Origin of the sequence: Rhizobium anhuiense bv. trifolii (assembly GCF_024346605.1) — a bacterium.
Taxonomy (GTDB): domain Bacteria; phylum Pseudomonadota; class Alphaproteobacteria; order Rhizobiales; family Rhizobiaceae; genus Rhizobium; species Rhizobium anhuiense.
Map to the genome: position 1 here is coordinate 3,363,609 of NZ_CP098803.1, position 23,913 is coordinate 3,387,521.

Annotated in this window: 26 protein-coding genes and 1 tRNA gene; 17 read left to right on the top strand and 10 right to left on the bottom strand. The window is 62.0% G+C overall.

Features of this window, described 5'->3' with window-relative positions; translation table 11 throughout:
- The first annotated feature begins 96 nt into the window (after positions 1–96).
- The gene (locus NE851_RS25355; RefSeq protein ID WP_047611743.1) at positions 97–480 is read left to right on the top strand and encodes a VOC family protein; all 384 of its coding nucleotides are present in this window, start codon (positions 97–99) and stop codon (positions 478–480) included.
- A 128-nt stretch (positions 481–608) separates the two neighbouring features.
- Positions 609–1,940, top strand: a complete 1,332-nt coding sequence (locus NE851_RS25360; protein ID WP_254958556.1) for a hemolysin family protein — start codon at positions 609–611, stop codon at positions 1,938–1,940.
- A 77-nt stretch (positions 1,941–2,017) separates the two neighbouring features.
- On the opposite strand, the gene chrA is transcribed toward NE851_RS25360, so the two are convergent.
- Positions 2,018–3,439 (bottom strand): chromate efflux transporter, encoded by a 1,422-nt coding sequence (gene chrA, locus NE851_RS25365; RefSeq protein ID WP_127430238.1) that lies wholly within the window; start codon positions 3,437–3,439, stop codon positions 2,018–2,020.
- 1 nt (position 3,440) lies between these two features.
- Positions 3,441–4,256, bottom strand: a complete 816-nt coding sequence (locus tag NE851_RS25370; RefSeq protein WP_127430237.1) for a chromate resistance protein ChrB domain-containing protein — start codon at positions 4,254–4,256, stop codon at positions 3,441–3,443.
- A gap of 284 nt (positions 4,257–4,540) precedes the next feature.
- Here NE851_RS25370 and NE851_RS25375 point away from each other — a divergent pair, with 284 nt between their 5' ends.
- The 5 genes from NE851_RS25375 (at position 4,541) to NE851_RS25395 (ending at position 7,351) form a co-directional block, all read left to right on the top strand.
- The gene (locus NE851_RS25375; protein ID WP_047610744.1) at positions 4,541–4,849 is read left to right on the top strand and encodes a hypothetical protein; all 309 of its coding nucleotides are present in this window, start codon (positions 4,541–4,543) and stop codon (positions 4,847–4,849) included.
- 456 nt (positions 4,850–5,305) lie between these two features.
- A complete protein-coding gene (locus tag NE851_RS25380; protein ID WP_063474655.1) occupies positions 5,306–6,217 on the top strand; it encodes a PhzF family phenazine biosynthesis protein in 912 nt (303 codons plus the stop codon).
- A gap of 218 nt (positions 6,218–6,435) precedes the next feature.
- Positions 6,436–6,511 (top strand) — tRNA-Lys (locus NE851_RS25385).
- 154 nt (positions 6,512–6,665) lie between these two features.
- Positions 6,666–6,962: a hypothetical protein gene (locus NE851_RS25390; protein ID WP_047610748.1), complete on the top strand. Its 297-nt coding sequence runs from the start codon at positions 6,666–6,668 to the stop codon at positions 6,960–6,962.
- Between the two features lie 86 nt (positions 6,963–7,048).
- The gene (locus NE851_RS25395; protein WP_097594224.1) at positions 7,049–7,351 is read left to right on the top strand and encodes a hypothetical protein; all 303 of its coding nucleotides are present in this window, start codon (positions 7,049–7,051) and stop codon (positions 7,349–7,351) included.
- A 149-nt stretch (positions 7,352–7,500) separates the two neighbouring features.
- Here the strand turns inward: NE851_RS25395 and NE851_RS25400 are convergent, their stop codons facing one another.
- Positions 7,501–8,271 (bottom strand): NUDIX hydrolase, encoded by a 771-nt coding sequence (locus tag NE851_RS25400; RefSeq protein ID WP_063474653.1) that lies wholly within the window; start codon positions 8,269–8,271, stop codon positions 7,501–7,503.
- An 8-nt stretch (positions 8,272–8,279) separates the two neighbouring features.
- Positions 8,280–9,389: an endonuclease/exonuclease/phosphatase family protein gene (locus NE851_RS25405; protein WP_063474652.1), complete on the bottom strand. Its 1,110-nt coding sequence runs from the start codon at positions 9,387–9,389 to the stop codon at positions 8,280–8,282.
- Positions 9,390–9,587: 198 nt separating this feature from the next.
- On the opposite strand from NE851_RS25405, the gene NE851_RS25410 reads away from it, so the two are divergent.
- The gene (locus NE851_RS25410; RefSeq protein ID WP_047610755.1) at positions 9,588–9,944 is read left to right on the top strand and encodes a DUF4189 domain-containing protein; all 357 of its coding nucleotides are present in this window, start codon (positions 9,588–9,590) and stop codon (positions 9,942–9,944) included.
- 21 nt (positions 9,945–9,965) lie between these two features.
- Here NE851_RS25410 and NE851_RS25415 read toward each other — a convergent pair whose 3' ends face one another.
- From NE851_RS25415 to NE851_RS25425, 3 genes are read right to left on the bottom strand one after another with little or no spacing between them, the layout of a single operon-like run.
- Positions 9,966–11,021, bottom strand: a complete 1,056-nt coding sequence (locus tag NE851_RS25415; protein WP_047610757.1) for an ABC transporter ATP-binding protein — start codon at positions 11,019–11,021, stop codon at positions 9,966–9,968.
- Positions 11,009–12,703 (bottom strand): ABC transporter permease, encoded by a 1,695-nt coding sequence (locus tag NE851_RS25420; RefSeq protein ID WP_063474651.1) that lies wholly within the window; start codon positions 12,701–12,703, stop codon positions 11,009–11,011. The genes NE851_RS25415 and NE851_RS25420 overlap by 13 nt, the downstream gene beginning before the upstream one ends.
- Before the next feature lie 7 nt (positions 12,704–12,710).
- Positions 12,711–13,688 carry an ABC transporter substrate-binding protein gene (locus NE851_RS25425; protein ID WP_063474650.1) on the bottom strand — a complete coding sequence of 326 codons (978 nt, stop codon included), beginning with the start codon at positions 13,686–13,688 and terminating at the stop codon, positions 12,711–12,713.
- A 297-nt stretch (positions 13,689–13,985) separates the two neighbouring features.
- On the opposite strand from NE851_RS25425, the gene NE851_RS25430 reads away from it, so the two are divergent.
- From NE851_RS25430 to NE851_RS25440, 3 genes are all read left to right on the top strand, one after another.
- Positions 13,986–15,044, top strand: a complete 1,059-nt coding sequence (locus NE851_RS25430) for an aldo/keto reductase (RefSeq protein WP_063474649.1) — start codon at positions 13,986–13,988, stop codon at positions 15,042–15,044.
- A gap of 323 nt (positions 15,045–15,367) precedes the next feature.
- On the top strand, positions 15,368–15,823 hold the full coding sequence (locus NE851_RS25435; RefSeq protein ID WP_244604775.1) for a c-type cytochrome: 456 nt from the start codon (positions 15,368–15,370) through the stop codon (positions 15,821–15,823).
- A 341-nt stretch (positions 15,824–16,164) separates the two neighbouring features.
- Positions 16,165–17,208, top strand: a complete 1,044-nt coding sequence (locus tag NE851_RS25440) for a DUF2278 family protein (protein ID WP_063474647.1) — start codon at positions 16,165–16,167, stop codon at positions 17,206–17,208.
- A 22-nt stretch (positions 17,209–17,230) separates the two neighbouring features.
- Here the strand turns inward: NE851_RS25440 and NE851_RS25445 are convergent, their stop codons facing one another.
- A complete protein-coding gene (locus NE851_RS25445) occupies positions 17,231–18,451 on the bottom strand; it encodes an aminotransferase-like domain-containing protein (RefSeq protein WP_047610768.1) in 1,221 nt (406 codons plus the stop codon).
- Positions 18,452–18,719: 268 nt separating this feature from the next.
- Here NE851_RS25445 and NE851_RS25450 point away from each other — a divergent pair, with 268 nt between their 5' ends.
- The 6 genes from NE851_RS25450 (at position 18,720) to NE851_RS25475 (ending at position 22,006) form a co-directional block, all read left to right on the top strand.
- On the top strand, positions 18,720–19,820 hold the full coding sequence (locus NE851_RS25450; RefSeq protein ID WP_063474646.1) for a branched-chain amino acid aminotransferase: 1,101 nt from the start codon (positions 18,720–18,722) through the stop codon (positions 19,818–19,820).
- 346 nt (positions 19,821–20,166) lie between these two features.
- On the top strand, positions 20,167–20,376 hold the full coding sequence (locus NE851_RS25455; RefSeq protein WP_047610772.1) for an AbrB/MazE/SpoVT family DNA-binding domain-containing protein: 210 nt from the start codon (positions 20,167–20,169) through the stop codon (positions 20,374–20,376).
- Positions 20,376–20,753 carry a type II toxin-antitoxin system VapC family toxin gene (locus NE851_RS25460; RefSeq protein ID WP_047610774.1) on the top strand — a complete coding sequence of 126 codons (378 nt, stop codon included), beginning with the start codon at positions 20,376–20,378 and terminating at the stop codon, positions 20,751–20,753. Before NE851_RS25455 ends, NE851_RS25460 begins: the two co-directional genes overlap by 1 nt.
- A gap of 105 nt (positions 20,754–20,858) precedes the next feature.
- The gene (locus NE851_RS25465) at positions 20,859–21,110 is read left to right on the top strand and encodes a ribbon-helix-helix domain-containing protein (RefSeq protein WP_047610776.1); all 252 of its coding nucleotides are present in this window, start codon (positions 20,859–20,861) and stop codon (positions 21,108–21,110) included.
- On the top strand, positions 21,094–21,429 hold the full coding sequence (locus tag NE851_RS25470) for a type II toxin-antitoxin system RelE/ParE family toxin (RefSeq protein ID WP_047610777.1): 336 nt from the start codon (positions 21,094–21,096) through the stop codon (positions 21,427–21,429). The genes NE851_RS25465 and NE851_RS25470 overlap by 17 nt, the downstream gene beginning before the upstream one ends.
- Entirely contained in the window at positions 21,419–22,006 is a 588-nt protein-coding gene (locus NE851_RS25475; protein WP_254958577.1) for a class I SAM-dependent methyltransferase, read from the top strand. Before NE851_RS25470 ends, NE851_RS25475 begins: the two co-directional genes overlap by 11 nt.
- 49 nt (positions 22,007–22,055) lie before the next feature.
- On the opposite strand, the gene ilvC is transcribed toward NE851_RS25475, so the two are convergent.
- A complete protein-coding gene (gene ilvC / locus NE851_RS25480; protein ID WP_047611747.1) occupies positions 22,056–23,075 on the bottom strand; it encodes a ketol-acid reductoisomerase in 1,020 nt (339 codons plus the stop codon).
- 49 nt (positions 23,076–23,124) lie between these two features.
- The gene (locus tag NE851_RS25485) at positions 23,125–23,790 is read right to left on the bottom strand and encodes a TetR/AcrR family transcriptional regulator (RefSeq protein ID WP_028757491.1); all 666 of its coding nucleotides are present in this window, start codon (positions 23,788–23,790) and stop codon (positions 23,125–23,127) included.
- Between the last annotated feature and the right edge of the window lie 123 nt (positions 23,791–23,913).

Consider the following 23,913-nt stretch of genomic DNA (forward strand, 5'->3'; position numbering starts at 1 on the left):
AGATTCAAATAATGCAGCGTGTCCCTGCCTCCGAACGAGCGCTTGGCGCCGTCGGGACTGTCGTGCGGGATCGCTCTAGAGACAGTGGAGGAAATCATGCCCGGCATCAGCGTGCGCTATATCGTCGACGACGTCGACGTCGCGTTGGAATTTTACACGAGACATCTCGGCTTCTCGATCGCGCTTCATCCCGCGCCCAGCTTCGCCATCCTCACCAGGGACGGCTTTCGTCTGCTCGTCAGCGGCGTAACGGGACCGGGCGGAGCGTCTCAGGCGATGCCAGACGGACGAAAGCCCGAGCCCGGCGGATGGAATCGCATCCAGATCGAAGTCGCGGATCTGGAAGCCGAAGTCGCCACGCTGCGCCAGGCCGGCGCGCGTTTTCGCAACGAGATCGTGCAGGGCATGGGCGGCAAGCAAATCCTCCTCGAAGACCCGGCCGGAAACCCGATCGAACTCTTCGAAGCACCGAAGAGATGACGCGGCAGCGGTCACCCGATGACGGCAACCCGACATCCACATCGCGTGCAGCAAGAATGCGGCTGCGCCTTGCTACCTCTGTCCGAGCGTGTAGTTTCGGACTCGCATCAATTCAGAGGTAGGGAAACATGTCCGAATCCGCGGGCGGGCTCTTCGACTATGTCGGGATACTAGCCGTGTTGCTTCTCGTGGCCGCCAATGGCTTCTTCGTCGCCGCCGAATTCGCACTGGTGTCGGTGCGGCGCAGCCGTGTCACGGAACTTGCCGCGGCAGGCCGCATGAATGCCTCCGCACTTCAGCGCGCCGTCGACAATCTCGATGCCAACCTCGCAGCCACTCAGCTCGGCATCACCATTTCGTCGCTCGCCCTTGGCTGGGTCGGCGAGCCGGCGCTTGCGCACCTGATCGAGCCTCTGCTGTCCTGGCTGCCCGGGCAATGGGCGGCGACAGGCGCGCATACCGTCGCCATCATCATTGCCTTCGTCATCATCACGGCGCTGCACATCGTGCTCGGCGAGCTCGCGCCGAAAAGCCTGGCGCTTCAGCGCAGCGAGGCCACCTCGCTTGCTGTGGTGCGTCCGCTCGGGTTCTTCCTCTTGCTGTTCAAGCCGGCGATTTTTGCCCTGAACGGCATGGGCAACCTCGTGCTGCGCGGTGTGGGTCTTCGCGCCGGAACCGGCGAATCGTCGTTCCATTCGCCGCAGGAGCTCAAGCTGCTGGTCGCCGAGAGCCAGGAGGCCGGCCTTCTCAACCAGGTGCAGCAGCAACTGGTCGAGCGGGTGTTCAACATCGGCGACAGACCGATCTCCGACATCATGACCCCGCGTCTCGATATCGAATGGTTCGACGCCGACGACAGCGACGCCGAGATCCTGAAGACCATCCGCGAATGCGGCCATGAGCAGTTGCTGGTCGCGCGTGGCTCGATCGACGAACCGATCGGCATGGTGTTGAAAAAGGACCTTCTCGACCAGGTTCTGGACGGCGGCAAGGTCCGGCCGATGGAGGTGATCAAGCAGCCGCTGGTGCTGCATGAGGGCACCTCGGTCGTCCGCGTGCTCGACAGTTTCAAGGCCTCGCCCGTTCGCCTCGCCATCGTCATCGACGAATATGGCAGCCTCGAAGGCATCGTCACCCAGACCGATCTGCTCGAAGCCATCGCCGGCGACCTGCCGGGATCCGATGAAGAGCCCGACATCGTCGTCAGGGAAGACGGCTCGCTCTTGATCGATGCGATGATGCCGGCCTTCGACGCCTTCGAACGGCTGGGCCTGCGCGATCGTCCGGATGCCGATTTCCATACGCTTGCGGGCTTCGCGCTGCATCAGCTCCAGCACATCCCCGAAGCCGGCGAAACCTTTCTCTTCGACGGCTGGCGCTTCGAAGTGCTCGACATGGACGGCATGCGCATCGACAAGATGCTCGCCACGCGCATTCCCGCGGATGGGGCGGAAGCCTAGTCTAGCGGATCGTCCCGCACGATGCGGAGGTCTGAAGTATTAGAGCGTCCTTTGTGCGTCCGAAAGGACGCACGGCTCTAGTTCACCGCCAGCGTCCAGATCATCCCTGCAACAGCACAGGCGAGCAGCGTCGCGATCACGGAAGCCTTGAAGCGGAAGATGGCGACGGCAGCAGCGGCCGACAGCGCCATAGCCGCCGGCACAGCCGATTGCAGCACGGGGATATCGAGCCGCAAGCCGCCAAGGCCGACGGTCGCGACCTCGGCAAACAGCGTGTGCAGGGCAAACCAGATGGCGAGGTTGAGAATGACCCCGACGACCGCCGCCGTTATGGCCGACATCGCGCCGGCAAGCGCGATGTTGCCGCGCAGTTTCTCGATGAAGGGCGCGCCGAGGAAGATCCAGAGGAAACAGGGCACAAAGGTGACCCACGTCGTCAGCATCGCCGCAAGCGTGGCAGCAAGCATCGGGTTCAGTGCTCCTGGATCGCGGTAGGCGCCCATGAAACCGACGAACTGCACGACCATGATCAGCGGCCCCGGGGTCGTCTCGGCCATGCCGAGACCATCCAGCATCTCGCCGGGTTTCAGCCAGCCGAAATGCTGCACGGCCTCCTGCGCGACATAGGCCAACACGGCATAGGCGCCGCCGAAGGTGACGACCGCCATCTTGCTGAAGAACAGGCCGATTTGGGTAAAGACACTGTCGGCACCGAAGGTTGCGTAGAGCACGGCGAGCGGAGCGAGCCAGAGGGCGAGCAGCGCGGCCGACATGCGCAGCGACCAGGCAAGATTAGGGCGCGCATGCACCGGTATGCCCTCGCCGAGCGCCGACTCGGCATCCGACAGCACCGGGCCGCTTCCGGCCTTGTGGCCACCGCCCGTCCGGAAGGCCGCAAGCCCGAACCTGCCGCCGACAAAGCCGGCGATGCCGGCCGCGAGCACGATCAGCGGGAACGGCATATGGAGAAAGAAGATGGCGATAAAGGCCACGGCCGCAATAGCGACCATGACGTTATTCCTCAGCGCGCGGCTGCCGATGCGGATGACCGCCTGCACGACGACGGCGAGCACCGCCGCCTTCAGCCCGAAAAACAGACCGGCGACGATGGCGACGTTACCGTAAGCCGCATAGATATAGCTGAGACAGAGGATCGATAGAAACCCCGGCAGCACGAACAGCAAGCCGGCGACGAGACCACCCGCTGTCCGGTGCATCAGCCAGCCGATATAGACGGCGAGCTGCTGCGCCTCGGGTCCGGGAAGCAGCATGCAATAATTCAGCGCATGCAGAAAACGATGCTCGCCGATCCATCGCTTCTCGTCGACAATGATCCGGTGCATGACGGCGATCTGGCCGGCGGGACCGCCGAAGCTCAAGGCGGCGACGCGCAGCCACACCCTGAAGGCGTCACCAAACGAGACGCCGTGATGATGCGCCCCATTCGCGTCCTCCCCCGCCATTTTGCCGCCGGATGCAGCATCCGTCATCTCGGCCATCTCATGCCCTCTTCTTCGGCGCTGGCCAGTTGTGGGTTTCCTCGGTCGCATCCCGGCACCAGCGGAAGAAGGCGTCGTAGAGCAGCATCCCGGCTTCCAGTTGCTCCAGATCGTCGGAATACATCCTGGAGAGGCCGAGCGACGCCGCAAGCAAGCCAGGCGCCTCGGGCGCGAGGTCGGGCCTTGCGGTATCCGCCGCCCTGACGATCCGCGCCAGACGCAGAAGCGGTTCCGACGCCAGTCCGAACTCCTCGACCATGACGTCAAAAGTGCAGAATTCGCCGCGGTGGCTCCAGAACACATCTTCGATATCGAAGGGCGCCGCCCCAAAGCGTTCTCCGACGGCGATAACTTCCGGCGCCGGCACGAACAGGAAGACAGCGCTCGGATCGACGAAGCGCCGGATCAGCCAGGGGCAGGCGATGCGGTCGATCTTCGGCCGCGCGCGCGTTACCCAGACAGTCCGTCCCTCCGCGTCGCGGCGCGGCAGCTTTTCCCAGGGGACCGCCGGTCCGCCTGCGATCCAGGCTTCGAAGCCGCCCTCGAGGCTCTCGGCATCGATACCGGCATGGCGCAGGTAGGCTGCAACGCCATGGCTGAGCTTGCTGCCCTTCTGGCAGACCACGACGACGGAATCGGCATCGACGCTGCCGGCCCAGGACGCTACCTCGGTATGGTCGCGCCGGATCGAGCCCGGCACCAGGCGCGGATCGAGCCCGAAGTCCTCCTTCGTGCGAACGTCGATAATGCAAGGCGCACCGGGAGTTCCGATGAGGCGGCTGAGCTTGTCGGGAGAAATTTCGAGAAATGACGGCATGACGCGTCCCTCCGTTGATCGGTTCTGTTGGACGCGATTCTTCAGCATGACGCCTCGTGGGGTGATCGCGACCCCATGGGAAAACCATGCAAAAGTGCCCCCGCCATGTCAAGGGCATTGGGTCGCGGCGGCTGCTGTCCGCAGGGCACCCGATCGGCCGGCATCTCGTCCTCCGGGACAAGAATGAAGAGGACGAAAACTCAATCAACACAGGCGCTTCGGCCCAGAACGGAACAAAATGCCCACTTCGGCATTCTTCTGTCACCGAAAGAGGAGAAAGTACCATGACGTACGACCCCAATAATGCCAACGACCCCAACCGCCCCCTGAACCCAAATTTGGATCTGCGCACCACGCCGAGCGCGCGCAACAATAATACGTGGGTTGTCTGGGTCGCTGCATTGGCCGTGATCGCTGTCGCTGCATTCGCCTATTCGCAGTGGAGCACCCCCGGCACATCGCCGGATACGACAGCCTCCACGACCCAATCCGAGCCGGCGCCGGCCAAGCCGATCGCTCCGACCGACAACAGCGCAACGCCCGCACCGGCACCGGCACCGGCCACTCCGCCGGCTGCCCCTGCCCAGCAGTAACCGCTGCTCGGCCAAAGGAAGCCGGCCGGATGCCGGCTTCCTGACCGCTGTGGGCTCTTGAAGATTATTAAGCAAACCCTACTTAAGGGATATCATATCTGTCTCTAACGGCTGACCACGGATGTACTGGCAGCCGTTATCGAGACTGATCGAGGAAGGTCGGTGCGAGTTTCGCCCGGCCTTTTTCTTGACCTCGTCATCGATGCCGAATGGGGCAGTCATGCCTGCTCCTGCCAAAGCGCTACCCGAAAATCGAAAGCGATTGTCGCGGCGCTCCAGGCCGACCTAAAGCGCCATGCGTGCTTTCGAACGCACAATGGACGCTCTAACACCTTGAATTTACGCATCGTGCTTTCCGAAAATCGATTCCGATTTTCGGGCCGATGCGCTAGCGCCTTGCACTCGACCGCTTGGTCGGGCAGGTTGGCGGCGCGATGACGATTCAAGGAGGCTGATGTGGCGCGAAGCTACAGCGTCTATGACGTGTTCACCGATCGAAAGCTTGCGGGCAACCCGCTGGCGGTGATCTTCGACGGAGACGATCTCAGCGACGAGGCGATGCAGGCGATCACCCGGGAGCTTAATCTCTCCGAGACGGTGTTCGTGCAGCCTTCGAGCAACCCCGCCTATGCAGCGCGGCTGAGGATATTCACGCCGGGGCGCGAGCTGCCCTTTGCCGGCCATCCGACGGTCGGCACGGCGGTGGCGCTGGCCGAGCGGGCTCATGGCGCGACGACCCGCGATCTCGTCTCGGTACTCGAGGAAAATGTCGGGCCAGTGCGCTGTGCGGTGCGGCTGAGGGAGGGCGAAGCGAGCTTTGCCGAATTTGACCTGCCGCGTAAGTCGCAGCCGGCCATCATGCCGCTCGACAAGCTCGGCATTGCCGATGCGCTGTCGCTGAAGGTGACCGAAATCGGCTTCGAAAATCATGTCCCATCGGTCTGGAGCGCCGGTGTCCCCTTCCTGCTCATTCCGGTGCACGATGTCGGAGCCACGCAGCGGGTGGAATTCGATCCGCAGCTCTGGGAAAAGATCGTGCCTTTCGTCGACGGTGCGCTCGCCTCGGCCTATGTCTATTGTCGCGGCGGCGTCAACCACGTGGCGAAGTTCCATGCGCGCATGTTTGCAAGCGGCATGGGCATCGTCGAAGACCCGGCTACCGGGGCGGCAGCGGCGGCGCTCTCCGGAGCGATCCACCATTTCGACCGGCTGACGGACGGACATCATCCAATCATGATCGAGCAGGGCGTCGAGATGGATCGTCCATCCTTTATCCACCTTCATATCGATGTCGACGGCGGGACGATCTCCAACGCGCGCATCGGCGGCCAGGCGGTGCGGCTGGCCAGCGGCACGCTCGACCTCTGATTTCACCGGAGCGCCGCGCGTCCGCCAGGACGCGCCCTATCACTTTGAATCGGCGCATAATCCTTTCCGAAAATCGCTTCCGATTTTCGGGGTTATGCGCTGCATTTCAGCCATGCCGAAAAATCTTCGCGATTAACCAAAGAAATTTCGCCTATGCGCTGGACAAGCCTGCCGATCCTGTTTATACGCCCCGTCACACCGCGCAGCCAAGCGCGAACGGGTGATTAGCTCAGTTGGTAGAGCAGCTGACTCTTAATCAGCGGGTCGTAGGTTCGAGCCCTACATCACCCACCAAATCTCTTGAAAAGATTGATGTTTCTGAATTCAGGCCGGATTTTCCGGCCTGCCGGGAACCGTTCTGGACGCCGGCGGCATGGTTCGTCTTGCCCTCAAGGCTGGCCGCCGCGATCCGCGCGCCCTATCTCCCTCTCACAGACGGGAGGGGTGCATGAGAAGCGTTATTTTGGCCGTCGCCTTGTCTCTGCCCTTGCCGGCCTTTGCCGCCGGTGCAACGGAGGTCAATGCGGGCGATCACAGCTGCGGCGAGCTTGCGCAGATCATCCGTCAGAATAAAAAGGTCTTTGTCCGCGTCGGCTTTGGCGGCCGCAGCTTCCGCTATCCGCCCGCCCAATGCAGCATGGGCGACAAACGCACCACCACCAGTTTTCGCGATGCTAAGGGGAAACAGTGCATTCTCGACTATGCCTGCGTCTTCGACCCGGCATCGCCCTATAATTTCCCCTAGAGCGCCGTTCGTCCTTTCGGACGCACAAAGGACGCTCTAACACTCTGATTGCGCCAGCCGCCTCTTTCTCACATGCAGGAGTTTCCATGAAAAGCACTGTTCTAGCCGTCGCATTGCTGTTTCCGTCCGCAGCCCTTGCCGTCGAGGCGGTGGAGGTCAATGCCCGCGATCACAGCTGCGAGGAGCTTGCGCAGATCATCAGGAAGGACAAGGCTGTTTTTGTGCGCATGGGCTTTGGCGGCCGCAGCTTCCGTTATCCGCCGGCCAGGTGCAATCTGGGCGACAAGTACGACACCGCCAGGGTAAGGGATGCCAACGGCAAGCTTTGCCTTCTCGACTACGAATGCGTCTACGATCCCCAGTCCTTCTATAACAGGATCCCCAAATAATATCCTGAAGCGTCGCCCAATACGGTTCCAGGCATCGGCTTCGAATCTCATGGGAGGCACGAACCACCGCCCTCTTCCTTCGAGGCCCCTTCCGGAGCACCTCTGGATGAGGGCTGATTGGTGTGGCGTGACGCGGACGAACTGATCGCCTATGCGCCGGCCTTGCCGAAATACCAGTCGATCACCGGCAGCATGGCGATGTTATAGGGATAGGCCGAGGGATCAGCCGAGCGGATGGCCACGGCGCCCGCGATCTCCTGGTCGTCGGCGACCAGCATGTGGCGCTCGATCTGCTCGATCATCTCGTCCGCCGTCATCTCGAAGCGGAAGAGCCGCAGCAGCGTTACCGTGCGCTTGTTATGGGTGGCGAACAGTCCCTGCCCCGCGACGGCATCGGCAAGATCGAGCCCGGTCTCTTCGTGGACCTCGCGGCGCATGTTTGCCTCGATGTCGCAGCTGTTGTCGACGATATCCTCCGGTTCGAGCGAACCGGCGGCGAAATAGACCTGGCCGGGATTGGCGGTATGGGCGCCCATGCGGATCGCCACCAGCGCGCCGTCGGAGCTTTCCAGCACCGGATAGGCGAAGACGTGAATGCCGCCCTGACGCTGCGGCTGCCGGCGCCACCACATGAACGCGGAAAAGGGAATAACATGGCCCTCGCCCACAATCCCGTCTTCGCTGAGCGATATCAGTCGCTGGAACACCATGCGCCCGTCGAATAGCGCCGGGTTGGCAGCGGTCTCTCGTGCCCAGTTCTCTCGAATCGCCGCTTCTTCGGTGGCGACGAGGGGATGGGGGCCGGGCAGGACGCGCAGATCCACGCCGGCAATCGGGAAGACCGTCGCCGACGGCGGCCAGCCGGCGAAATCATCGGAGAAATTGGCGTTGGTGAAATTCATGTTCAAATTCGTTTTCATGTTCGCTTTCAGGGGAGATCCAGTGTCATGACGACGGGGCAATGATCGGACGCCTTCGGCCTGTCCCAACCGGTGCGCGGATAACGCTCCACCTCCTGCCCTGGCGGGAAGATGGTGCGGTAGGGCTGGCCGCTGCGGATGATTTCGGGCAGGCGACCGGCATTATGGGCGGCGAGCGCTGGTGAAAGCCAGAGATAGTCGAGCTGGCAGAGCCACTGCTCCTGCGGCCCGCGCGCATGATAGAGCGTCCAGCGGTCCAGCGCCGCGCGGCGGCGTACGACGTTTTCGGCAAAGCCGTCGCGGCTGAAAACGTCGAGCGCGCTTTCGGCCTCGTCCTGATGCTCGAAACGATAGCCGGCGCCCCGCCGGCCGATGACGTCGACGCGCTCCTGATAATCATTCATGTCGCCGCAGATGGCGAAGCTCTTGGTGCCCGCGTGATCCGCACCGAAACGATCCTCGATGATACGGCGCACCGCGCGCGCCTCGGCACGGCGGATCGGCATGGTCGATTGCCGCCCGTCCAGCCCGTCGCGCGGATTGCCCATCGACTTGAAATGCACGACATAGAGCGAAAACGGCCGGCCGCCGATCAGAAGGTCGAGCTCCAGGCAATCGCGCTTGAAGATCTTGTCGTCGATGCGGTTGGTGAGCCCCAGTTCCTCGTCGAACAGATCGAGATCGCGATAGGTCGTCATTGCATGGCTGCGGATGTCCCTGAGCTCGATCTTCTGGCCGTCGCGCGTTTCCTCGCGCATCAGCACCGCGACATCGATGCCGCGGCTGTCATTGCCCTCGACCAGATATTTCTGCCGGTAGCCGTTTCCGACCATGCGGAAGAGATAGCCGTATTCAAAGGCCTGAAGAGCCGCCATGTTGTCGATTTCCTGCAGGCAGAGGATGTCGGCATCCGCATCGGCGATCGCGAGCGCCGTCATCTGCCGCGTATCGTCGGTCGCAGCGATCACCCGAGCCTGCTCGAGTTGCTGGTAGACGCCCTCGCTCGACACTTGGAAAAGCTTGATGACGCGGTCCTGGCGCAGCTGATTGCGGAAGCCGGTGAAATCGAAACGGGTCAGGAGATTTTCGACATTGAAGGTGGCGAGGCGAAGCGACATGGGAAGGATCCGGTTGCGGGGAGTACCTTAACCAGCAGAAGCCGCAGGAAAAGATGGCCGGCCAAGAAATATGCGGACAACCACCCCTCTTGCGGCCCCGGAGGCGATTGCCAGTGACTTAGGCCGCTGACATGCTCCCGCAGGCTCCGAATAATTCGTCCCGGACGACATTCACCGGTTCCGGGGCGGGAGCATTTCATGAAACGGATTTCTGCATCGATTGCGGTTTTGACTGCCCTCGCCGGCACCGGCCCGGCACTTGCAGACAGCTACGGTGCCATCACCTATTCGCCATCAACGGGCGCTCTGGGTTGGTCCAATGCCAATGACAATCGCGGCGACGCCGAAACCGTCGCCCGGCGCAATTGCGACAGCAGCGCCGATGACTGCCGCATCGCCATCTGGTTCCGCAATGGCTGCAGCGCGGTGGCCGTCGGCCATCGCGGCGGCTGGGGTTACGACAACCGTGAGGCCCAGCGTCAGGCGATCGGCAGCTGTGGACGTCAGACCGGAACCTGCCGTGTCATCCGCTGGCAATGTTCCGGCAGCGAGTGATCCCGAAAGGGCGCGGGCGTCTCAAAGCCGCCATGCCGCGCGCACCGATAACCTGAGACTGTCACCCGTCCGGACTGGAAAGCGGGAATAGGCCCGCAGCGCCTGCCCGTCGGCGAGGGTGAGCTTCAATGCATAGCGCTCGCCCTCGAAGAGAACGGATTCGACCGCCGCCGCGATCCCCTCGCCGGCGGCGGTATTCTCGCCGGAGACCATCACATCCTCCGGCCGGACGAGGACATCCATCCGGTCGCCGCTGGCGGTCCCGGCGACAGCACCGGCAAACAACGGCTCCAGCACAGGCCGGTCAAACGCCCTGCAATTTCCGGCAATCCGCGGCAGCGTCACGATCGCCCCTCGCCCGATCAGCCCGCCGACGACGCGGCCTTCCGGCCGGGCGTAGATCTCGGCCGGTGACGCCACCTGCAGCAGTCGCCCTTCCGACATGACGGCAACGTCGGTCGCGAGCGCCATCGCCTCGCTCTGGTCGTGGGTGACATAGATCATCGTCGCGCCCGAGCGTTGATGGAAATCGCGGAACGTTTCCTCCATCTCCTGTTTCAGGTGGCGGTCGAGATTGGCGAGCGGCTCGTCGAGCAGCACGACGTCGGGCGATGTGACCAGGCAGCGGGCAAGCGCCACGCGCTGGCGCTGGCCGCCGGAAAGATCGGCCGGCCGCCGTTCGGCATATTCGGCAAGCCGCACGATGCCGAGCGCATCGCGCACCTTCGTCCGATAGGTCTCGCCCGAAATGCCGCGCACCTTGAGGGGATAACCGACATTGTCGGCGACGCTCATATGCGGCCAGAGCGCATAGGACTGGAACACCATCGCCATGTTTCGCTTTTCCGGCGGCAGCGATTGCGCGGCATCGGCAAGCAGCCGCTCGCCGAGATGGACCGACCCGTCGGTCGGCGTCTCGAAACCGGCGATCATGCGCAGCACCGTCGTCTTGCCGCAGCCGGAAGGCCCGAGCAGCGCCAGGAAGCCACCCTCACGCACATCGAGCGAAAACCCGCTGACGACAGCCCGTCCGGTGCCGAAATCCTTGCCGAGCTGATTGAGGATCAGCCTCGCCATGGGACCACTCCTTTCGGCAGCTGTTTGGCCAGAAGCTCAAGCAGCAGCATCAGCATGACGACCATGACGACGACGAGCACCGAAAGCGCCGAAGCAAGGTCGGAACTGCCGCTGTCATCGAGATTATAAATGGCGACACCGAGCGTCTGCGTGCCGGCCGACCAGAGAAGTGCGGAGATCGTCAGCTCGTTGCAGGCGATCAGGAAGACGAGGATGACGGAGGCGCCAGCGGCCGGCGCGATCAGCGGCACGATGATATCGGCAAGCCGGCGGAAGAAGCCGGCCCCGGAAAGCCGTGCCGCCTCTTCGAGCGCCGGATCGAGCTGATGAAAGGCACTGACCACCGGTTTCAGGCTGACGGCGAAGAAGGAGGAGAAATAGGCAATCAGGATGATCCAGATCGTGCCGTAGAGCGAGACGCGCAGGAATGGGATGGGTGCAGCGAACACCAGGATGAAGGAAACAGCCATGACGATGCCGGGCAGCGAATAGGGTATTTCGATGAGGCCGGAAACGATGCGGGAAGCCGCATCCTTGCGCCGCGTCAGCGCATAGGCTGCAAGCATTGTCACCACCAGGAGACCAAGCGCGGTGGCGCCGGCAAGCGACAGCGAATTGACAAAGGCCGTGCGCGTCACCGCCTGCCGGAACAGGATCTCCTCAAAAGCATGCAGCGACATGGTCTTGAAGGTGAGCGGCACGCCATAGGCCGGCACCAGCGCGCCGGCAAGGAGCGCGAAGAAGGGCGCCGCCAGCATGAAGAACAGGATCACCCAGACGAGTGGCGCCAAGGCAAATCGCCAGGCACCGAGTTCGAAGGCGGCGCTCGCTCCGGATAGACCGATGACACGGTAGTCGCGGCCACGCAGTGCCCGGTCCTGGATCATCAGGCCGACGACCGAGATGATGGCGATGATCGCCGAGAGCACGGCGACATCGCCGAAGGTCCGGCTGGTGAAGGCGGAAAACTTGGTGAAGATGAGCGTCGGCAGCGTGAAGATCGAGGCCGGAATGCCGAGAATGGCGGGAATGCCGAAATTGCCGGTGCAGGAGACGAAGGAAATTGCCGCCCCGGCGATGATGCCGGGCAGCGACAGGGGCAGGATGATGTCGCGGAACACCCGCAGGCTGGAGGCGCCGGAAAGCCGTGCGGCCTCGACACCGTCGCGCGGCAGCGTCATCAAGCCGGCCCGAAGCGCCAGATAGACCAGCGGCGCATGCTGGACGCCGTAAAGCAGCGCGATACCACCCACCGAATAGAGCGGCTGCGGCGAGCCGAGCGGCGGGGCAATGGAAAGCGCCTTCAACATCGGGCTGGAGGGGCCGGACATCTGCACCCAGGCCAATGCCGTCACTTGCGGCGGGATCATCATCGGCAGCACGAAGAAGAAGCTGAGTGGCCCCTTGGCGCGGATATCGGTCAGCGTCAGCAGAAAGGCGAAGAGGCAGCCGATGACGAGCGAGATGATCGTGCCGAGGATGGCGGTGACAACCGTGTAATAGGTTGCCGACCACAGCGACGCCTCGCTCAAAACAGTCATCACGCCGCCATCGGCGAAGGCCGAGATCCCGACCATGGCAAGACGAGCGAGCGGCAGCACGCTGAGGATCAGGACGACGATGACGACAAAAGGAAACAGCCAGGCGGGCTGGCTGTTTCCTGTTTTGACATATCCGTGCATGAAAGTATCAGTTCGAACCGTAGATGCCCGAGAAGGTCTTCAGGTCCTGGTCGGTATTCTTCAACGCTTCGGCCGCCTTGATAGGCAGGACCTTGATGGTGTCGCGCGCCGGGAAGCCTTCCGGCACCTTCATGCCGTTGCGGGCCGGGATGTAGCCGAGCTTCTGAAAGCCTTCCTGGCCCTTTTCGGAGAGCACATAGTCGACGAACTTCTTGGCGGCGTCGGCATTCTCAGTGCTGGCGAGGATGCCGACCGGCTCGGTGACAACAGAAACGCCTTCGCTCGGGAACACGAAATCGACCGGAGCGCCCTTGGCCTTCTCGCGGATCGGCAGATAGTCAACGACCACGCCATAGGCCTTCTCGCCCGAGGCGACCGACTTCAGCACGGCGCCGTTGCCGCCGGCCGCGATCGCGCCGTTTTCCGCGAGCGACTTGTAGAAATCCCAGCCGAGGCCGGGAACGGCGGCAAGCGTCTGGGCGTGGATGAGTGCCGCACCCGAAGCAAGCGGGCTCGGCATGGTGACGAGGCCCTTGGCTTCCGGCTTGGTCAGATCCTTCCAGCTCGCAGGCTTCATCGAAGCCGACGTGTTGTACATGATGCCTGTCGTGATCAGCTTGGTGGAGTAGTAGTAACCGTCGGCATCATAGAGGGCAGCATCGTACCCTGCGGCTTCCGGCGACTTGTAGGCCAGGAGCCTGCCGTCTTCCTTGAGGCGCTCCAGCGTCACGACATCGGCGATCAGCAGAACGTCGGCGAGCGGGTTGCCGGCCTGGATCTCGGCCTGGAGCTTCGCCATGATCTTCGGCGTGCCGTCGCGCACCCAGTCGACCTTGATATCAGGATTGGCGGCCATGAACCCATCGACCGTTGCCTGCGCATCTTCGTTCGGCTGGCTGGTGTAGAGAACGAGGTTTGCGGCCGAAGCCGGAAGGGCAAAGAGGCTCGCGGCGACAAGTGCTGCGGCAGAAACGATCGTTTTCATGGGAAGGATCCTCGATTTCGATACCCCTCCCTTATTAGGGGTCGTTGACAGCGATGTGACAGCACGCCGCAGCCGCCAGGCCCAGGCTTCACAACCTTCCTTGACCTCCCCCGGCTTTGCCGACAATCGGGGCGATAGCTGTGGCGCAATCTCGCAGGCGTCGTCTTCAACCCTGTGAAACATCCGATCATCTGGTATCCTGGCGCCAAGCAATCTCACCCAGGCGTGAACACTCGGAGATTGCCATTGCCGGGCTTTGCGCTACGTCACTCACGTTTCAATGAAGGAGGAATTTCTATGGAATATCGTCTGCTCGGCCGTTCCGGCCTGAAGATTTCGACTTTGACCATGGGCACGATGACCTTCGGCGGCGTCGGCTGGGCGAAGACCGTCGGGGACCTCGGCGTTTCCGAGGCTCGCAAGATGATCGATATGTGCATCGATGCCGGCATCAACCTGATCGATACCGCCAATGCCTATTCATCAGGCGAATGCGAAAACATCATCGGCGAGGTGCTTTCCGGCAAGCGGCCGCAGGGTGTGCTGCTCGCCACCAAGGCCCGCTTCAGCATGGGCGACGGCCCGAACGACCAAGGCCTGTCGCGCTACCACCTGGTCCGCGAATGCGAGGCGAGCCTCAAGCGCCTGAAGACCGATGTCATCGACCTCTACCAGGTGCATGAATGGGACGGCCAGACGCCGCTCGAAGAGACGATGGAAGCCCTCGATACCCTGATCAAACAGGGCAAGGTGCGTTACGTCGGTTGCTCCAACTATTCCGGCTGGCACATCATGAAGGCGCTTGGCATTGCCAACGAGCACAGGTACCAGCGTTTCGTCAGCCAGCAGATCCACTATACGCTGGAAGCCCGTGATGCCGAATATGAGCTGCTACCGATCTCGATCGACCAGGGCCTCGGCGTGCTGGTCTGGAGCCCGCTCGCCGGCGGCCTGCTCTCCGGCAAGCATCGCCGCAACCAGGCAGCCCCTGAAGGCACGCGCCAATTCGCCGGCTGGACCGAGCCGCCGATCCGTGACGAAAACCGTCTATGGAACATCGTCGAGACACTGGTCGCGATCGGCCAGGAACGCGGCGTTTCGGCGGCTCAGGTGGCGCTCGCCTGGCTAATCGGCCGCAAAGCCGTGACCTCGGTCATCATCGGCGGCCGCACCGAAGCCCAGTTCCGCGACAACATCGCCGCCGCCGAGCTGAAGCTGACGGACGAGGAGCGCAAGCGCCTCGACGCGGTCAGCCTGCCACTGGTGATCTATCCCTACTGGCACCAACTGAACACGGTCAGCGACAGGCTTGGCGAGGCCGATCTCGAGCTTTTCGCCCCGCATCTGCAACAATAGGCAGCGGATCAAGCACTGCACGGCCGCCACAAAACTCCAAGTCAACTAGGGCGTGAACTCATAAAAACGCAGCCATAGTCGCATGGAGGCGACGGGGGTCCGCTCGCCAATGGTTGCATCTCCTGATAAGCTCAGCATCACACTTCAGCTTAAATTAAGCCCCGATCTGGAGGCCTCGCATGCCTTGCAGCAGCGCGCTCGCTCCGTTCGTCATCGCCGCTCTCGTGGCCCTCGGTCCGCTGCCGGCTAGAGCGCAGAACAATGCTGCGCCACCGCCGGCGGCAATCTCCCACAGGGCCAAGCTTTGCGGGATGTGTCACGGTATGAAAGGTATGCCGACTGTTAAGAACACGCCAATCATCGCCGGCCAGCACGAGTCCTCTTTGCTGATAGCTTTGCAGGAATATCGCAATGGAGAGCGCACCGACGACCTCATGGGCCGGATCGCGAAGAATCTTTCCGACGACGACATGAAGGCGCTTGCGGCCTACTTCTCCGCACTGCCCTGGCCCGCCTACCGCGAGCCGGCCGACGCAGCGAGCATTACCCGCGTCCGAGCGCTCGACGCCGGGAAGAAGTGCACCTCGTGCCACCGGGAGGGTTTCGTCGGATACGCCAACACTCCGCGCGTCGCAAATCAGAAGCTGGACTACCTGATCAAAACCCTCTCCGACTTTCGCGATAACAAGCGCCCGAACATGCCCAGCATGACGGCCTTGGTGCGCAATTTTTCGGCCGACGACATCGCTGCCATGGCTCACTATCTTGCCGGCCTCTGACGATCAGTTCGGGGTCGGCGATGCACCGAATAGGGCCGACGAATAGCGATCACTGCGTTACGGCGATTGGCACCTCTTGCCCACGAACAAGCTATCCGTGCGCCGGTCATTTCTGGCCGTTTATCTGCTTAACAACCGCTCTGATTGCACTGCGTGACCTTTATGGCAATTGCTACATAAGTCCGCAAAAGTGTGCAGCGGTTTTGCGACCACGACATGGGTAAATCAAAGACCTAAAGCGTGGCAGGCGAATCTGAAGGATCGCGCCATACTTTAGTCGTCACAAAAGATGCACTTTCGCCGTGTTATCGTCAGACCCCGCCACTCCCGCGAGGTTCTCCATGCTGAAGAATTACAAGGTCCTGAAGGGCACGGCGAGCGCACTTGCCCTCGACGACGACAACGATCCTCATATCGAGATCCGCATCGAGGCAAACGGCGTCAGTTATCGCATCGCGCTCAATGTCCGCTCCAAGGAAACGCCGCACGATCTGCTCTACGCCAATATCGTCGATTTCAAGCACTCAGCGCTGACGGAGGCGCTCGAAGCGCTGCCGATGGGGCTGATCGACATCCGCAAGGACCGTCCGGAGCTTGCGATAGACTATGTTCGCGGCGGGCTGATCGAACGCGAGGATATGAATGTCGCACCCTTCCAGCTATCCGGCCCGAAGAACGACCTGCGCGACTTCATCGAGCCGATCGTCCAGGAAGGCATTGCCGATTCCGACGTGCATTTCTACGCCTTCGGCGAGGCCTGGGGTCCTGAGCACAACAAGCCGGACCAATATTTCCGTTTCGAGCCGGGCAACGGCATCCACGACATTCACATGAACCAGGGCGACGGCGGCAGCTTCAAGGCGACCAACGGCCCCAACCAGGACGGCGCCCTTCTCGTCCACTTCAACGATACCGACGAATGGGCGGCGATCTTCCTCTGCTTCCAGTCGCAGAATTGGAACACCGATGCGGCGACCGGCCATCCGGTTTCCGACAGCCGTGGCGGCCAGGGCCGCGGCGAAGGCACGCGCCGACCGCAGCCGATCGTCGCCTCGTCGCTGCGCATCGTCGCCGCGCTGATCAACCCGGTGAACGGCGAAGGCGGCACCGAGGCCGAAACGGTCACGATCATCAACCGCTCCGACATGACCGCATCGCTCGACGGCTGGAAGCTGGAAGACGAAAACGGCAGGACCCAGACACTGTCGGGGTCGCTTGGCGCAGGCGAGCTGCGCACCGTGGCACTCGATGCCGCGGCCGGCGGCCCGCAGCTTGCCAACAGGGGCGGCGACATCATCCTGCGCAACGCCGACGGCGCCGTGGCCGACCGGGTCGGCTACGGCAAGAGCGAGACGGCGAACGAAGGCTGGACGACGATCTTCTGATCGACGCCCTCGCCAGCCTGGATCAGCCGCCGATTTCGGCCGAGATCAGCGCGCCCAAGCGGCCGATGCCGTCCTCGATCATCTGCTCGTTGGCGCAGGAGAAGCTGACGCGGAAGGTGTTGGCGCCGGAACCATCGGCGAAGAATGCCTTGCCGGGTACGAAGGCGACCTTGGCGGTCTCCAGCGATTTCGCCAAGAGCTTGGCGCCATCCATCCCCTCCGGCAGCGTGATCCAGATAAACATGCCGCCCTCCGGCTTCGTCCAGCTCGTGCCTTTGGGCATATATTTCTCGAGTGCCGTCAGCATGCAGTCACGGCGCTTGCTGTAGGCGGCCTTGATCTTGGCGACCTGCGCGTCGAAGCCGCGCTCGGCGACATCTGATATCGCCATCTGGTTGATCGTCGAGGAATGCAGGTCGGCCGCCTGCTTCATCAGCACCAGCTTGCGGATGACAGGCGCATTGGCGACGATGAAGCCGACGCGAAGGCCAGGCGCCAGCGTCTTCGAGAAGCTGCCGCAATAGATGGTGCGCGTATCGTTGATATGGCCCTTTTCGGCAATCTCGAGCGCCAGGATCGGTGGGATCGGATCGCCGTCGTAACGCAACGACTGGTAGGCCGCATCCTCGATGACGGCGATGTCGAGGTCTTCGGCTAATGCCAATACCTTCTTGCGGCCATCGAGATCGACGGTCTCGCCGGTCGGGTTGGAGAAATCGGCGGAGAGATAGGCGAACTTCACCTTGCCGCCGGCAGCCGCTGCGGCCGCCCGATAGGATTCCGGCGTCCGGTTGCCGTTCGGCGTCAACTGGTCATAGGCCGGTTCATAGGCGTTGAAGGCCTGCAGCGCGCCGAGATAGGTGGGCCATGTCACCAGCGCGGTATCACCAGGCGACAGGAAGAGCTTGCCGAGATAATCCAGGCCCTGCTGCGAGCCTGATACAATGAAGACGTTGTCGAGTTCGCAGGGGATGCCGAGAGCTGCCATCTGCTTGACCAGCCATTCGCGCAGCGGCTTGTAGCCTTCGCTCACTGAATATTGCAGCGCCGAGTTGACGGCGGCGCCGTCGAAGATATCGGCATAGGCCTGCTTGAATTCCCGATCCGGAAACAGCGCCGGATCAGGGATGCCGCCGGCAAAGGAGATGATGTCGGGCCGGTCGAGAAGCTTCAGCAACTCGCGGATCTCGGATGCGCGCATGCGCGACGAGCGCGACGCAAACATGGTGTCCCAGTTCAGCATGGGGTTTCCTCATATTTTCTATACCGCCGACAAACCATGCCAGGGAAATTATGTCAATAATACTGACCTATTTTCTTGTCATGGTGACAAGCGTAGACGCCATCCGATATCGAAGACGCTCGATCCCGAATTTGCTGCTCGACGTCAGCCACTCCAAGCGATTATTCCTCTGATCAAAGTCGAAACCGGCTGATTCAGACCTTTCCAAGACCAGCTCGGCGGCAGTAGTGTCGCCGCCACTATTCAAATTACTATCAAGGTGCCAGCAATGACCGTGACGTCGGCCTCTCCTGAAATCAAAATCGAACTCCACCAGTCTCCCGTCTCCGACGCCGATCGCATCCAGGCACTGGAGACACCCGGCTTCGGCAAGGTGTTCACCGATCATATGGTCCTGGCACGATGGACTGCCGACAAGGGCTGGCACGATGCGAAGGTTACGCCCAGGCGGCCGCTGGAGCTCGATCCCGCGAGCGCCGTGCTGCATTATGCTCAGGAAATCTTCGAGGGCATGAAAGCCTACAAGGCAGACGATGGCCGGATTCTGCTCTTTCGGCCTGAAGAGAATGCCCGCCGCTTCGCGCAGTCTGCAGCCCGCATGGCGATGCCTCCTGTGCCCGAAGAACTCTTCCTGAAGGCCGTCGAAGAACTGGTCCGCATTGACAAGGCTTGGATTCCGTCCGGCGACGCCAGCCTCTACCTTCGCCCCTTCATGTTCGCCAACGAGGCGTTTCTCGGTGTTCGTCCGGCTCAGGAATATATCTTCTGCATCATCGCCTCTCCGGTCGGCGCCTACTTCAAGGGCGGCGCGAAGGCCGTCTCCCTGTGGGTCGAGACCGAATACACCCGTGCGGCTGCCGGCGGCACCGGCGCTGCAAAATGCGGCGGAAACTACGCAGCCAGCCTCGTGGCGCAAGCCGAGGCGGCGAAGAAGAATTGCGATCAGGTCGTCTTCCTCGACGCAACAGAGCATCGTTGGGTCGAAGAACTCGGCGGCATGAACGTCTTCTTCTTGATGAATGACGGATCGGTGGTGACCCCGCCCCTTGGCGGCACGATCCTGCCGGGCATCACCCGGGCCTCCGTGATCGTACTCGCCGAAGAAAGAGGCTTGCGCGTCGAGCAGCGTCCCTACTCCTTCGCGGAATGGCAAGACGACGCTGCCAGCGGCAAGCTCGTCGAAGCCTTCGCTTGCGGCACTGCCGCAGTCCTGGCGGGCATTGGCCTGGTTCGACATGCCGGCGGCGAGTTTCTGGTCGGAGACGGACAGACCGGCAAATTGACCAGCGAACTGCGCCAGCAGCTCGTCAGTCTGCAGAAGGGCGTAACGAACGATGAGCGCGGCTGGACCCGTCTTATCCCGGCCTGAACTCCGGACGTTCCACGCAAACGGCGGCGTCAACACCAACATGGTGGGCGCCGCTCTCCGCCTCGCGCGCAAAGCCGCCGGGCTGTCGACCCTATTCCGCCCTCGCCGGAGTTCGTGTCGAGCTGCACGATACGCTACGATGCTCTTCGAGCGGACGGCCACCAAGCAATCCGCGGATCTCTTTCGAAACCGCGCGCCGCCCGGTCTTTTGTGGCCGAGTCAGCGGGAAAAATCATCGCTACTTCTCCTTTGGCGACCAAAATAGCACTAACGCCGAAAACACTTCGTCATTGACGGATGTCAGATGAATTCTTACCATTCATCTATCGATGGAGGAAAGGTAAGAATGACAACCGCAACCCTCTCCACAAAATTCCAGATCTCCATTCCCAAGGAAGTGCGCGAACAGCAGCACTGGTCGGCGGGGCAGGAATTCGTGTTCATCCCCAAAGGGAAAGGCGTGCTGCTGATGCCGGTCCCGACGCTTGCCGATCTTCGCGGCATTGCCGAAGGCGCTGACAAGGAAAACTACCGCGACCGGAACGACCGTTTCTGATGCGCGTGGTCGACAGCTCCGCATGGATAGAATGGCTGACGAAAAGTGCCGCCGGAACCCGGTTGCAGGCCAATATCCCGGTGCGCGATCAATGCATCGTTCCAACCATCGTGCAGCTCGAGCTCTCCAAATGGCTGGCACGCGAGAAGGACGAGGAAGCCGTCGACAGCTTCATCGCTTATACCGCGACATGCATGGTTGTCTCTCTCGACACGACGCTTGCCCGCCGTGCTGCCGAAATCTCGACGATCCACAAACTCGCCACCGCCGATGCGATCATTTATGCGACCGCGGAGCGCCATGATGCCGACATCCTGACCTGCGACGCCCATTTCAAGGATCTCGAACGCGTCATCTATGTCGATAAAAAAGACTGACCTGGATGTGACCCAAGTGCTCGACGGCGGAGCGCAACGCTTCTATCACAACGTGGGAAATGGTAATCTGGCATCAACCGGCATGGACGGACTGCACCGAATTCAATGGCGAAAATGACGATCTCTCTTCCGGATAATCTGGCGGATTACGTCGCACGCCGTGTCGCAAGCGGCAGATACGCCAATGCCAGCACATATCTGGCGGAACTCGTCCTGAGGGACCAGGACCATCGCAAGCTCGATGACGAAGAATTGCGTGAGATTCTGAGGTTGGCCGAAGAGAGCGGCATCAGCGACCGGCGCATTGCCGATATCCTGTTGGAAACGAAGGCAAAGCTGCGTGACATCAACCTATAGGCTGACCCGAACCGCAGATGCCGTGCTGTCGGGCATCGACGAATATGCCAGCTTGCACTTCGGCGAGGCACAGGCGGATGCCTATCTTCTCGACTGGGACAGAATTTTCGTGCTTCTTTCGCGCGCGCCCTCCATGGGAGACGAATGCGAAGAGCTTGGCGTCGGCCTTCGCCGCCTTCTTCACATGCGCCACGTCGCCTTCTATCGTGAAATACCGGACGGCATCCTCGTCATCGACATCATCGGCGCCGATCGGCTCCCCGAAAGGCACCTTCAATCCAACCGACGCTCCCGAACGGCCGATCCGCATGCCTCGTGACAATACCTCTGACTTCTACAGGCAAAACGCCGAGACCTACGCCAACCGGGCGCGCAGCCTGCCGAAGCAGCAGCTCGATGCCTTCCTCGCCGGGCTTGCGCGGGGTGCGGCAATCCTCGAACTCGGCTGCGGTGGCGGACAGGACAGCGTCTACATGCTGTCGCAGGGTTTCGACGTGACGCCGACGGATGGCTCTGCCGAGCTTGCAACACAGGCCGAAGCGCTGATCGGCAGGCCGGTCAGGATCATGCTGTTCCAGGAACTCGACGCCGACAGCGCCTTCGACGGCGTCTGGGCGCATGCGAGCCTTCTTCATGTCCCCCGATCCGAACTGCCCGACGTCTTCGCCCGCATCCGCCGCGCCCTGAGGCCCGGCGGCCTCCTTCACGCAAGCTTCAAGGCCGGGGAAGCAGAAGGCCATGACGGCTTCGGTCGTTATTACAACTATCCCTCCGCCGAATGGCTCTCGGAGCTTCTGACGAAAGGCGGTTGGGGGAATATCGCCCTAAGCGAATACGACGGCGGCGGATATGACGGCAAGCCGACGCGCTGGCTGACCGTCAGCGCACAACGATAAAGGCCGGAGCTTTCGCCCCGGCCCTCGATTCCTACAGTCTGAAAACCGCTTAGTTCACGCTCTTGTCGACCAGCTTGTTCTTGCCGATCCAGGGCATCATGCCGCGCAGCTTGGCGCCGACTTCCTCGATCTGGTGGCTGTCGTTCAGGCGGCGGATGCCCTTGAAGCGCGAGCCGCCAGCGCGGTATTCCTGCATCCAGTCGGAAGTGAACTTGCCGGTCTGGATGTCCTTGAGGACGCGCTTCATCTCGGCCTTGGTCTCAGCGGTGATGATGCGCGGACCGGAGACATATTCGCCCCACTCGGCCGTGTTCGAGATCGAGTAGTTCATGTTGGCGATGCCGCCTTCATAGATCAGGTCGACGATCAGCTTCACTTCGTGCAGGCATTCGAAATAGGCCATTTCAGGCGCGTAGCCGGCTTCAACAAGCGTTTCGAAACCGGCGCGGATGAGTTCGACCAGACCGCCGCAGAGAACGACCTGTTCGCCGAAGAGGTCGGTTTCGCACTCTTCGCGGAAGTTGGTTTCGATGATGCCCGAGCGGCCGCCGCCGACGCCGCAGGCGTAGGAGAGAGCGAGTTCAAGCGCATTGCCGGAAGCGTTCTGGTGAACGGCAACGAGGCAGGGAACGCCGCCGCCCTTCTGGTATTCGCCGCGAACCGTGTGGCCCGGGCCCTTCGGCGCGATCATTACGACGTCGACCGTGGCCTTCGGCTCGATCAGGCCGAAATGCACGTTGAGGCCGTGGGCGAAGGCGATCGCCGCGCCGTCGCGGATATTTGCAGCGATTTCCGACTTGTAGATGTCGGCCTGCAGTTCGTCGGGCGTTGCCATCATCATCAGGTCGGCCCAGCCGGCGGCTTCGGCAACCGTCATGACCTTGAAGCCGTCGGCTTCAGCCTTCTTGACGGTCGGCGAACCGGCCTTGAGCGCGATGACGACGTTCTGGGCGCCGCTGTCCTTGAGGTTCAGCGCATGGGCACGGCCCTGCGAACCGTAGCCGATGATGGCGACCTTCTTGGCCTTGATGAGGTTGAGATCGGCATCACGATCGTAATAGACGCGCATTTGAAGTTCCTTCCCTTTGCTTGTCTTGTTGACTGTCATTAAAGCGGAATCAACCGAGAACCGGCATCTCCACCAGAACCTTGTCCGTGCCGTAGAGCCGGAGGAAGGCGGTAACCGCCCTCTCCGCCTGGCGCGCGGTATCCTTGAGGCCCGGCTCGCCGAGCAGCATGCGCACATGCAGATCGGAAACAACAAGGCCGTAAAGCGTGTGATAAGCCTCGTCGGCATCGGAAAAACGCAGGAGCCCTGCCCTCTTTCCGGCATCGATCAACGCCATCGCGCGCCGGTCGATCTGGCGGCGGCCGCGCTCGAGCAGCAGCTTGCCGAGCTTCGAGCCGTCGCGGTTCGACTGGCCGATCGCCAGCCGGTTCAGCGCCAGCGAGACGTCGCCGGCGAGCACCTCCAGCAGATCACGCGCGAAAATGACGACATGGTCGTGCAGACTTGCCGCCGTCAGTCGCTCGCCGTTGCGCTCGAAGGTGCGCACCTTGCTCGCCTGATAGGCGATCATCGCCGACAACAGCCCGTCGCGGTCGCCGAACCACTTGTAGAGGCTCTCCTTCGAGCAATTGGCGGCACGCGCCACACCCGAGGTCGTCAGCGCCTTCTCGCCGCCATCGACGAGCAACCGCAACGCCTGCTCCAGAACAGCGTTCTGGCGCGGCGAAAATTCGCTCGGCTCTGCGGTATCGACAGACAAGGTCGTAGCTCCCATGTACGTACCGTACGGTACGGTTCGCGAGGTTTATGCGATAAACCGATCAGATCGTCAAGAAGCCCGGATCATTTTTTTAATACGGGAAACCGCGATCAAACACCAGAATTGGATAGGCGCGAA

Bases quoted from the DNA above. Each gene is read 5' to 3' on its own strand.
- NE851_RS25355 (WP_047611743.1), top strand. From the start codon at position 97: ATGCCCGGCATCAGCGTGCGCTATATCGTCGACGACGTCGACGTCGCG.
- NE851_RS25360 (WP_254958556.1), top strand. From the start codon at position 609: ATGTCCGAATCCGCGGGCGGGCTCTTCGACTATGTCGGGATACTAGCC.
- chrA (WP_127430238.1), bottom strand. From the start codon at position 3,439: ATGGCCGAGATGACGGATGCTGCATCCGGCGGCAAAATGGCGGGGGAG.
- NE851_RS25370 (WP_127430237.1), bottom strand. From the start codon at position 4,256: ATGCCGTCATTTCTCGAAATTTCTCCCGACAAGCTCAGCCGCCTCATC.
- NE851_RS25375 (WP_047610744.1), top strand. From the start codon at position 4,541: ATGACGTACGACCCCAATAATGCCAACGACCCCAACCGCCCCCTGAAC.
- NE851_RS25390 (WP_047610748.1), top strand. From the start codon at position 6,666: ATGAGAAGCGTTATTTTGGCCGTCGCCTTGTCTCTGCCCTTGCCGGCC.
- NE851_RS25395 (WP_097594224.1), top strand. From the start codon at position 7,049: ATGAAAAGCACTGTTCTAGCCGTCGCATTGCTGTTTCCGTCCGCAGCC.
- NE851_RS25400 (WP_063474653.1), bottom strand. From the start codon at position 8,271: ATGAAAACGAATTTGAACATGAATTTCACCAACGCCAATTTCTCCGAT.
- NE851_RS25405 (WP_063474652.1), bottom strand. From the start codon at position 9,389: ATGTCGCTTCGCCTCGCCACCTTCAATGTCGAAAATCTCCTGACCCGT.
- NE851_RS25410 (WP_047610755.1), top strand. From the start codon at position 9,588: ATGAAACGGATTTCTGCATCGATTGCGGTTTTGACTGCCCTCGCCGGC.
- NE851_RS25415 (WP_047610757.1), bottom strand. From the start codon at position 11,021: ATGGCGAGGCTGATCCTCAATCAGCTCGGCAAGGATTTCGGCACCGGA.
- NE851_RS25420 (WP_063474651.1), bottom strand. From the start codon at position 12,703: ATGCACGGATATGTCAAAACAGGAAACAGCCAGCCCGCCTGGCTGTTT.
- NE851_RS25425 (WP_063474650.1), bottom strand. From the start codon at position 13,688: ATGAAAACGATCGTTTCTGCCGCAGCACTTGTCGCCGCGAGCCTCTTT.
- NE851_RS25430 (WP_063474649.1), top strand. From the start codon at position 13,986: ATGGAATATCGTCTGCTCGGCCGTTCCGGCCTGAAGATTTCGACTTTG.
- NE851_RS25435 (WP_244604775.1), top strand. From the start codon at position 15,368: ATGAAAGGTATGCCGACTGTTAAGAACACGCCAATCATCGCCGGCCAG.
- NE851_RS25440 (WP_063474647.1), top strand. From the start codon at position 16,165: ATGCTGAAGAATTACAAGGTCCTGAAGGGCACGGCGAGCGCACTTGCC.
- NE851_RS25445 (WP_047610768.1), bottom strand. From the start codon at position 18,451: ATGCTGAACTGGGACACCATGTTTGCGTCGCGCTCGTCGCGCATGCGC.
- NE851_RS25450 (WP_063474646.1), top strand. From the start codon at position 18,720: ATGACCGTGACGTCGGCCTCTCCTGAAATCAAAATCGAACTCCACCAG.
- NE851_RS25455 (WP_047610772.1), top strand. From the start codon at position 20,167: ATGACAACCGCAACCCTCTCCACAAAATTCCAGATCTCCATTCCCAAG.
- NE851_RS25460 (WP_047610774.1), top strand. From the start codon at position 20,376: ATGCGCGTGGTCGACAGCTCCGCATGGATAGAATGGCTGACGAAAAGT.
- NE851_RS25465 (WP_047610776.1), top strand. From the start codon at position 20,859: ATGGCGAAAATGACGATCTCTCTTCCGGATAATCTGGCGGATTACGTC.
- NE851_RS25475 (WP_254958577.1), top strand. From the start codon at position 21,419: ATGCCTCGTGACAATACCTCTGACTTCTACAGGCAAAACGCCGAGACC.
- ilvC (WP_047611747.1), bottom strand. From the start codon at position 23,075: ATGCGCGTCTATTACGATCGTGATGCCGATCTCAACCTCATCAAGGCC.
- NE851_RS25485 (WP_028757491.1), bottom strand. From the start codon at position 23,790: ATGGGAGCTACGACCTTGTCTGTCGATACCGCAGAGCCGAGCGAATTT.